This window comes from Kitasatospora sp. NPDC058406, assembly GCF_042722765.1.
Taxonomy (GTDB): domain Bacteria; phylum Actinomycetota; class Actinomycetes; order Streptomycetales; family Streptomycetaceae; genus Kitasatospora.
Map to the genome: position 1 here is coordinate 5,156 of NZ_JBHXKE010000250.1, position 7,690 is coordinate 12,845.

The following is a 7,690-nucleotide window of genomic DNA, read 5'->3' on the forward strand; positions in this document are numbered from 1 at the left end:
AGACAGGCCCACGACACGCGCCGGACCGCCCGGTTCTGCCCCTAAAGTAGGCAGGCATGCAGGTCATCCAGTCCAGCAAGCTCGCCAACGTCTGCTACGACATCCGCGGCCCGGTGCTCGACGAGGCGATGCGGCTGGAGGAGCAGGGCCACCGCATCCTGAAGCTCAACACCGGCAATCCCGCGCTGTTCGGCTTCGACGCGCCCCCGGAGATCCTCCAGGACATCCTGCGCAACCTCTCCTCCGCGCACGGCTACGGCGACTCCAAGGGGCTGCTCTCGGCCCGCCGCGCCGTGGTCATGCACTACGAGGAGCGCGGCCTGCACGGGCTGGACGTCGAGGACGTCTTCCTCGGCAACGGCGTCTCCGAACTCATCCAGCTGGCCATGACCGCCCTGCTGGACGACGGCGACGAGGTGCTCGTCCCCGCCCCGGACTACCCGCTCTGGACGGCCTCCGTCTCGCTGGCCGGCGGCACCGCCGTGCACTACCGCTGCGACGAGCAGTCCGAGTGGTACCCGGACCTCGCCGACGTCGAGGCCAAGGTGACCGACCGGACCAGGGCGATGGTCGTCATCAACCCCAACAACCCGACCGGCGCGGTCTACCCGCGCGAGGTGCTGGAGGGGCTGGTCGAGATCGCCCGCCGGCACCAGCTGGTGATCTACGCGGACGAGATCTACGACAAGATCCTCTACGACGACGCCGAGCACATCCCGCTGGCCACCCTGGCCCCCGACCTGTTCTGCGTCACCTTCAACGGCATGTCCAAGTCCTACCGGGTCGCGGGCTTCCGCTCCGGCTGGATGGTGCTCTCCGGCGACCGCCACCGCGCCCGCAGCTACGTCGAGGGCCTGACCGTGCTCGCCTCGATGCGGCTCTGCGCCAACATGCCGGCCCAGCACGCGGTGGCCGCGGCGCTCGGCGGCCGGCAGTCGATCAAGGACCTGGTGCTGCCCGGCGGCCGTCTGCTGGAGTCCCGCGACGCCGCCTACCGGCTGCTCAACGACATCCCCGGGGTCAGCTGCGTCAAGCCGAAGGGGGCGCTCTACGCCTTCCCCCGGCTGGACCCGAAGGTCTACAAGATCAAGGACGACGCCCAGATGGTGCTCGACCTGCTGCGGGCCGAGCGGATCCTGCTGGTCCAGGGCACCGGCTTCAACTGGCCGGAGCCGGACCACTTCCGGCTGGTCACCCTGCCGCGTCCGGAGGAGATCACCGACGCCGTCACCCGGATCGGCACCTTCCTCGGCGGCTACGCGCAGCCCTGACGCAGGCCGGGCGCGGACGGGACCGCAGGCCGGGCGCGGGCCGGGCGCGGGCGGGAAAAGCGCTACGGCCGGAGTCCCGGTCCGGACGATCTCCTTGGTCGGGGAAAGATCGTCCGGCGGGGCTCCGGCCGTCCTGTCGCTCGTCGGTGCGCGATTCGTGCCACGCACCGACCACTTACTCGCCTTACTGAGGCTCAGGCTCAGCCGAGGCGGGCGACAAGGTCTCGGTACTCGTCCCACAGCTCGGTGGGCGTGTGGTCGCCGAACAGTTCCAGGTGGGCCGGGACGAGCGCGGCCTCCTGGCGCCAGATGTCGGCGTCGACGGTGAAGAGCAGGTCGAGGTCCTCCTTCGACAGCTCCAGGCCGGCGAGGTCGAAGGACTCGACGGTCGGCAGCACGCCGATCGGCGTCTCGACACCGTCGCCGGTGCCCTCCAGCCGCTCGACGATCCACTTGAGCACGCGGCTGTTCTCGCCGTAGCCGGGCCAGACGAACTTGCCCGCGCCGTTCTTGCGGAACCAGTTCACGTAGTAGATCTTCGGCAGCTTGGCGGCGTCCGCCTCGGCGCCGACCTTCAGCCAGTGGGCGAAGTAGTCGCCCATGTTGTAGCCGCAGAAGGGCAGCATCGCGAACGGGTCGCGACGCAGCTCGCCGACGGTGCCCTCGGCGGCCGCGGTCTTCTCGGAGGCGATGTTGGCGCCCAGGAAGACGCCGTGCTGCCAGCCGAAGGACTCGGTCACCAGCGGGACGGCGGTGGCGCGGCGACCGCCGAACAGGATGGCCGAGATCGGCACACCCGCCGGGTCCTCCCACTCGGGGGCGATGGTCGGGCACTGCGCGGCCGGGACGGCGAAGCGGGCGTTCGGGTGGGCGGCCGGGGTGCCGGACTCCGGCGTCCAGTCGTCACCGCGCCAGTCGGTGAGGTGGGCCGGCTTCTCGTCGGTGAGGCCCTCCCACCAGACGTCGCCGTCGTCGGTGAGCGCGACGTTGGTGAAGACCGTGTTGCCCCAGAGGGTGTCGATCGCGTTGGCGTTGGTGTCGACACCGGTGCCGGGCGCGACGCCGAAGAAGCCGGCCTCCGGGTTGATGGCGCGCAGACGGCCGTCGGCGCCGAAGCGCATCCAGGCGATGTCGTCGCCGATCGTCTCGACCTTCCAGCCCGGGATGGTGGGCTGGAGCATCGCGAGGTTGGTCTTGCCGCACGCCGACGGGAAGGCCGCCGCGACGTACTTGACCTCCGACTCGCCCGTGGGGCCGGCCGGCGGGGTGAGCTTCAGGATGAGCATGTGCTCGGCCAGCCAGCCCTCGTCACGGGCCATGGTCGAGGCGATGCGCAGCGCGTAGCACTTCTTGCCGAGCAGGGCGTTGCCGCCGTAGCCGGAGCCGAACGACCAGATCTCCCTGGCCTCCGGGAAGTGCGAGATGAACTTGGTGGAGCTGCACGGCCACGGGACGTCCGCCTGTCCCTCGGCGAGCGGGGCACCGACGGTGTGCACGGCCTTGACGAAGTCGCCGTCCTCGCCGAGCTGGTCCAGCACGGCCCGGCCCATGCGGGTCATCACGCGCATCGAGACCGCGACGTAGGCGGAGTCGGTGATCTCGACGCCGTACGCGGCGAGCGGGGAGCCGACCGGGCCCATCGAGAAGGGCACGACGTACATCGTGCGGCCCTTCATCGCGCCGCGGAACAGACCGTTCTCGCCCTGGAAGATCTCCCGCATCTCGGCGGGGGCCTTCCAGTTGTTGGTCGGACCGGCGTCCTTCTCCTGCTCGGAGCAGATGTAGGTGCGGTCCTCCACGCGCGCCACGTCCGTGGGGTCCGAGGCGGCGTAGTAGGAGTTGGGGCGCTTGTCCTCGTTGAGCTTCTTGAAGGTGCCCTGGGCGACCAGCAGGTCCGCGAGGCGCTGGTACTCCTCGTCCGAACCGTCGCACCACTCGACGCGGTCCGGCTGGGTGAGCTCCGCGATCTCGCTCACCCAGGCCAGCAGACGCTGGTGGCGGGTGGGCGCGGCGCTGAGAGCAGCCGAGTTCTCGTTCGACACGATCGCTCCTTCACGCCATCCCGGCGGGGAGATGGCGTAGCGGGGTTTGAGGGTGATTGCAGCGTAGCTCCGGGTCCGGGCCCCGAATACGGCAAGGAGGCAAAGTTGGCGCATTTTTTACTACAGTAAGGATAATTACTGGCCAGTAGTCGAGCACCTTCGGCGGGTGCGGAGTCCCGCCACCCCGACTTCGAATACTCCAAAACGTCCAACTAGTGACGGCCGACACTTCCTACGCGTCAGTAACCTACGGAGCCGTAGGTAGCGGGTAGCATGCGGACATGACTGCTGAGCTCCTGGAGAGCACGGAGCGTGTCGAGCCCAAGCCGACATGGCGCGGCTGGCTGCACGCCGGAATGTTCCCTGCCGCGGTGGCCGCCGGGATCGTGCTGATCTGCCTGGCCGAACCGGGCCCCGCCAGGATCGCGTGCGCGATCTACTCGGTCAGCGCCTGGCTGCTCTTCGGGGTGAGCGCGGTGTACCACCGCTTCACCTGGGGGCCGCGCGGCGACGCGGTCCTGCGCCGGCTGGACCACGCGAACATCTTCCTGATCATCGCGGGCACCTACACCCCCTTCACCATCCTGCTGCTGGACGGCGCCGACCGGCAGTTGCTGCTCTGGGCGGTCTGGGGCGGGGCGCTCGCCGGGATCGCGTTCCGGGTGTTCTGGGTCGGCGCGCCGCGCTGGCTGTACACGCCGGTGTACCTCGCGCTGGGCTGGGCCGCCGCGTTCTACCTGCCCGACTTCCTGCGCACCGGCGGAGTCGCCGTCCTGGTGCTGATGATCGTCGGCGGCGTGCTCTACAGCGTCGGCGGCGTGGTGTACGGGCTCAAGCGGCCCGATCCGTCACCGGGCCGCTTCGGCTTCCACGAGGTGTTCCACGCCTTCACCCTCGGGGCCTTCATCACGCAGTACGTCGGGATCTCACTGGCGGCCTACAGCGCGGCCGGCTGAACCCGGCGCCCCGTGACGGGCGGTCGGCCGGTCCGCGGACCGGGCGGCCGCCCGTTCGGCCGTCCACTCGCGGACCGGGCGGTCGTGCGTCACCGCGGTCTCGTGACCACGGGACTCGTGCCCCCGTGACTCGGGGCCGCGCGCGTCGGGGCCGTGCGACCCGCGGGGGTCATGTACCCCGCGGGGGTCGTGCGCACCGCGGGCGTCGTGCGGCGGCTGGCTTCCGCGCACCGGCCGGTGGTGGCCGGCCGAACGCTCGTACGACCGGCGCTCGCGGACCGGGCGGCCGGGCGCCGCGGGCTCGCGCCCCGGGCCCGGCAGAGTCCGCCGGAGCCGCTCGGCCTGCCGCGCGTCGATCGCCTCGCGGGCCCGCCGGCAGCGCTCGCAGTGCGCGGCGTCCGGACTGCCGCCGGCCGTCCGGTGACCGCGCGCCGGGGGCCGTCCACCCGGCTCGGCCGCCCGGTGGAGCAGCTGCCAGCGCAGCCCGACGTACACCATCAGCAGCAGCACCTCGACCCCGGCGACCGCCAGCACCAGCGCGGCGCCGTTGATCAGGTAGGCCGCGACCACCGCCAGCGCCGAGCCCACCACCACTGCGGCACCCCAGATCTGGGCACCCGACTTCCGACCAGCCATTTCGGCTTCCCCTTCCTGCGCCGGGCTCGTGGTCGGCTCCTGCCGCCCCACCCCTTCTCCGCTCTCGGCACGCATCGGCCCGCACTGACCGACCGCCACATCCTATCTACCGTCAGTCACCCGAAACCGCCCGAAAGCGGCGAACGACAGATCAACGTTGCGTCAATTCCATGTGCGGAACGCGCACTTCCAGGACACATCACGGAGCGTGACGGCACGACCACCCGAGGCCGACATTGACGGGAGCCATCTTTTGGAGGTTACTGTCATTTGACAGCGACCATCTTCCAGGTCTCCGGAGGTTGTCCGTGACCACCCCGCCCACCGACCGGGCCCCGGCCCCGCCCGGGCCCGACCCGCGGCGCTGGCTCGCGCTCGTCGCCGTCGCCCTCAGCGTCCTGGTGATCAGCTTCGACATGACGGTCCTCAACGTGGCATTGCCCACCCTGGCCTCCCAGTTGGAGGCCACCACCGGGCAGCAGCAGTGGATCGTCGACTCCTACAGCGTGGTCTTCGCCGCGGCGATGCTCCCCGCCGGGCTGATCGGCGACCGCTTCGGCCGACGCCTCGTCCTCACCCTGGGCCTCGCGCTGTTCGGCCTCTCCTCCGCCGTCGGCATGCTCGCCGACAGCCCTGGCACGCTGATCGCCGCGCGCGCCGCGATGGGCCTGGCCGGCGCGCTGGTGATGCCGATGTCCATGGCGGTGATCCCCGGGATCTTCCCGGCCGCCGAGCAACGCCGCGCCACCGCGGTCCTGGCCGCCGCCCTCGCCGTCGGCACCCCGCTCGGTCCGCTGATCGGCGGCTTCCTGCTCCAGCACTTCTGGTGGGGCGCGATCTTCGTGGTCAACCTCCCGCTGGTCGCGATCGGCATCACCGCCTGCCTGATCCTGCTGCCGGAGACCCGCAACCCCGCCGCACCCCGGATCGACCTGCTCGGCACCCTGCTCGGCGCCGGCGGCCTGGCGGCGCTCACCTACGGCATCATCGAGGGCCCCGAGCGCGGCTGGTCCGACCCCCTGGTCCTCGGCACGATCGGCGGCTCGCTGGTCGCGCTCACCGCGCTGGTGCGGCGCAGCCGGCGCCGGCCCGACCCGATGCTCGACCTCACCCTGCTCGCCGACCGCACCTTCCGCTGGTCGGTGGTGGCCGCGACCCTGGTCTCCCTGGTGCTGTACGGAGCCTTCTTCGTGCTGCCCCTCTACTTCCAGAGCGTGCTCGGCGCCGACGCCTTCGGCACCGGCCTGCGGCTGATGCCGATGATGCTCGGCCTGATGGTGGCGGCCCGGTTCAGCGACAAGCTGGTCGCCCGGACCGGCCACCGGCCGGTGATCACCGCCGGGCTGGCCGTCCTGGCCGGAGCCCTGCTGATCGGCAGCCGGACGGACGCCTCCGACGGTTACGGCCCGGCGGCGGTCTGGCTGGTCCTGCTCGGGTTCGGCATGGGCCTGTCGATCATCACCGCCCAGGCCACCGCGCTGCTCACCCTGCCGCCCGCCCGGGCCGGCGTCGGTTCGGGGCTGCTCCAGACCTTCCGTCAGGTGGGCGGGGCGATCGGGGTCGCGCTCTTCGGCAGCCTGCTGGCCGGCTCGTACCGGGGAGCGCTGGACACCACCGGGCTCCCGGCGGGCGCCGCGGACCGGGCCGGGCAGTCGGTGGTGGCCGCCGACGCCGTCGCCGCCTCCACCGGGGACCCGTCACTGGCCGCCTCCGCGCACGCCGCCTACGTCCACGGGATGACGGCGGTGCTGCTGACCGCCGGGGTGGTCGCGGTGCTGTCGGCGGTTCTGGTCGCCCTCCGGATGCCGTCCGTCGAGCCCACCGGGCCCGCCGAGCCCTCCGTCGGCGGAGCGGTCACCGGTGAGCCCGCCGCCGACGGCCCCGGCACCGGTCCCGGACCGTCCGCCGCGCCCGCGGCCGATCACGGATAATCGAAGGTATGAGCGCAGCGCAGCCGACAGCGGCACCCCCGGCGGGCCCGGACGATCCGGTCCAGGCGATGCCGGCGGCGCCGCTGTCGCTGCGCGAGCGGAAGAAGCTGAAGACCCGCCGGGCGATCCGCCGCGAGGCGTACCGGCTCTTCGCCGAACTGGGCTACGAGAACACCACGGTGGACCGGATCGCGGACGCCGCCGAGGTCTCGCAGTCGACCTTCTTCCGGTACTTCGCCACCAAGGAGGACGTCGTCCTCACCGACGAGTACGACCCGGCGATGATCGCCGCCCTGCTGGCACGGCCCACTGACGAACCGTTCCTGCGCTCCTGCCGGGAGGCCCTCACCGGGCTGATCCGCACACTGGTCCGGGACGAGCGCGAGGAACTCCTTGTCCGGATGCGGCTGGTCACCGAAGTCCCCGCGCTGAGGGCCCGGATGCGCGACACCGCCAACGACCCGCAGCAGCTCTACCTCACCGTGCTGATGCGGCGGGCCGGTGTCCAGGAGCCGACCTTCGCGATGCGGATCACCGCCGCCTCGCTCGGCGCGGCCACCACGGAGGCCGTCCTGCGCTGGGCCGAGAGCGGCGGCACCGAGGACATGGCCGAGCTGGTCGACCGCGCCTTCGCGATCATGGAGAGCGGCTTCACCGAGCTCTAGGCGCCCGGACGTACGGCAGGCGCCCGAACCCGCGACAGGGTCCGGACGGGCCCGGACCTGGGGGGGGGGCCCGGCGGCGTGGCGGGCCCCGGCGCCGCGGGGCGGGGGGAGGCCCGGCCGGGGCCCCCCCGCCCGCCCCAAGCCGGGCCCGCGGCCCGGAACGCCGGGTAGCGCAGGGCCGGCGGGGGC

Annotated in this window: 6 protein-coding genes; 4 read left to right on the forward strand and 2 right to left on the reverse strand. The window is 72.0% G+C overall.

Going from position 1 to position 7,690, the window contains the following annotated elements; all coding sequences use genetic code 11:
• Nucleotides 1–56 precede the first annotated feature (56 nt).
• The gene (locus tag ACFWOG_RS33835) at nt 57–1,271 is read left to right on the forward strand and encodes a pyridoxal phosphate-dependent aminotransferase (protein ID WP_329879718.1); all 1,215 of its coding nucleotides are present in this window, start codon (nt 57–59) and stop codon (nt 1,269–1,271) included.
• Between the two features lie 200 nt (nt 1,272–1,471).
• Here the strand turns inward: ACFWOG_RS33835 and ACFWOG_RS33840 are convergent, their stop codons facing one another.
• Nucleotides 1,472–3,313, reverse strand: coding sequence for a phosphoenolpyruvate carboxykinase (GTP) (locus ACFWOG_RS33840; RefSeq protein ID WP_329879717.1), 1,842 nt, complete (start codon nt 3,311–3,313; stop codon nt 1,472–1,474).
• 281 nt (nt 3,314–3,594) lie between these two features.
• Between ACFWOG_RS33840 and ACFWOG_RS33845 the strand changes: the two genes are divergently transcribed.
• Entirely contained in the window at nt 3,595–4,269 is a 675-nt protein-coding gene (locus ACFWOG_RS33845; protein WP_329879716.1) for a hemolysin III family protein, read from the forward strand.
• Here ACFWOG_RS33845 and ACFWOG_RS33850 read toward each other — a convergent pair.
• A complete protein-coding gene (locus ACFWOG_RS33850) occupies nt 4,240–4,905 on the reverse strand; it encodes a hypothetical protein (protein WP_329948148.1) in 666 nt (221 codons plus the stop codon). The two genes, ACFWOG_RS33845 and ACFWOG_RS33850, sit on opposite strands and share 30 nt — an antisense overlap.
• Before the next feature lie 308 nt (nt 4,906–5,213).
• Here ACFWOG_RS33850 and ACFWOG_RS33855 point away from each other — a divergent pair, with 308 nt between their 5' ends.
• Nucleotides 5,214–6,836: an MFS transporter gene (locus ACFWOG_RS33855; protein WP_329948147.1), complete on the forward strand. Its 1,623-nt coding sequence runs from the start codon at nt 5,214–5,216 to the stop codon at nt 6,834–6,836.
• 8 nt (nt 6,837–6,844) lie between these two features.
• A complete protein-coding gene (locus ACFWOG_RS33860) occupies nt 6,845–7,501 on the forward strand; it encodes a TetR family transcriptional regulator (RefSeq protein ID WP_380363042.1) in 657 nt (218 codons plus the stop codon).
• Nucleotides 7,502–7,690 lie beyond the last annotated feature (189 nt).